Source organism: Facilibium subflavum, from assembly GCF_003574485.1.
In the GTDB taxonomy this organism is placed as follows: Bacteria; Pseudomonadota; Gammaproteobacteria; order Francisellales; family Francisellaceae; genus Facilibium; species Facilibium subflavum.
Map to the genome: position 1 here is coordinate 1 of NZ_QLIT01000036.1, position 1,347 is coordinate 1,347.

Here is a 1,347-nt window from a genome sequence, read left to right on the forward strand (position 1 = left end):
GTAAGCGTTGTCATTGCATTAACGTTAACACTTAATGTATCACCATAGGTTTGACCGCGTCCTAAAAATTTTATTCCTAAATACCCTGAGCTAGTCTGTACATTTGCATTTGCATTTATTCTAACCATCATTGTTTCTCCTGGGTTAAGCATGCTTCCTTCAGGAATTGAGCTTTCTACTGCAAGTCCTAGTGGCAAGCTTGTGCGATCAATACCTATAAAAGTTAACGGAGAAATTGCATTACTGGGTAAAGAGATTTGAATGCTGTCCTGAAATTGGTTTTCACTTAGTACAAATTTCTTTTTACTGCTGACATAGTCATACGGTAATCTACTGACACCTATCGAAGGGTAAACAGTCTGATAATCAACAGCGCCAACAGATAGTATTGGATTTTTAGCTGAGTTATCTGCTAATGCAGACTGAACTGATACCTTATTTAATTCTTCGCTCACAACGTCTTTTAATTTATAGGTCAACGTGACACTTTTTCCAGGCGATATCCCTGGAACCATCCAACGCTGAGATGTTGCATCATAATAACCGTCACCCACACTTTCGTAGTCAATACCTTCTGGAAACAATAAATTTAGCTTTGAAAAATCCACATAAACCGTATTAAGTGTTTCATTAGACGTATTATTAATTTGAATTGTAAATTCTGCATTTGGGCGCAGTTTAAAGGTTGGAATAATCGTCAATGGTAATTTTTTTCGCTGATCGTCATTTATAAAATTTGTGTTAATTTTCACACTTGTGCGCCCTTTGGTATTTAGTGACAGCGTTTCAAAGGTTATTTTCCCATCGATGCTTCCTGTTTGGGACGCATCCTTGGTTGCATAACGTATCATCTGATTACAGCTTTCACCACATTCAAGGTTTGCTCCTTCTACTCCGTTCCAGCAAGCTTTTCCAGGACCTACTTGTGTGTCATAGTCTAGTATAATGAGCTTAAGGTCAACATTATCAGCCGTTGTCTCATCCTTAACCCCTGTAATCTTAATTGCTGAGCAGGCTACGCCAGGAAGAGAATCTCCAGAAGCTGCCACTGATTGCAACCCTCCATTAGTAAATGCTTTAATTTTCACATGAACTAAATCACCCTTTTGAGCTTGTTCTGGCGCCTGTATAGATGAATTTAATTGCAATGAACTAGCTGATGAGCTACCACTGTCAGAACTGCTACACCCTAATAAAAAACTCACACTCAATAATAGCCAAAATTTAATTTGATGCATAAATGCACTCCTAAAATTTGATATGATCACAAACAAGTATAGACAACACGTTAGTCTATTTCCTCTTCAACTATATGTTTTATACCATATTCATCAATATAGTAGCCCC

The 1,347-nt window shown here is 37.6% G+C and carries 1 protein-coding gene; it reads right to left on the bottom strand.

The annotated features are described in order from the left end of the window. The coding region (locus DNK84_RS03265; protein ID WP_162902185.1) for a DUF11 domain-containing protein at window positions 1-1,238 on the bottom strand (1,238 nt) is incomplete at its 3' end. Window positions 1,239-1,347: the final 109 nt, after the last annotated feature.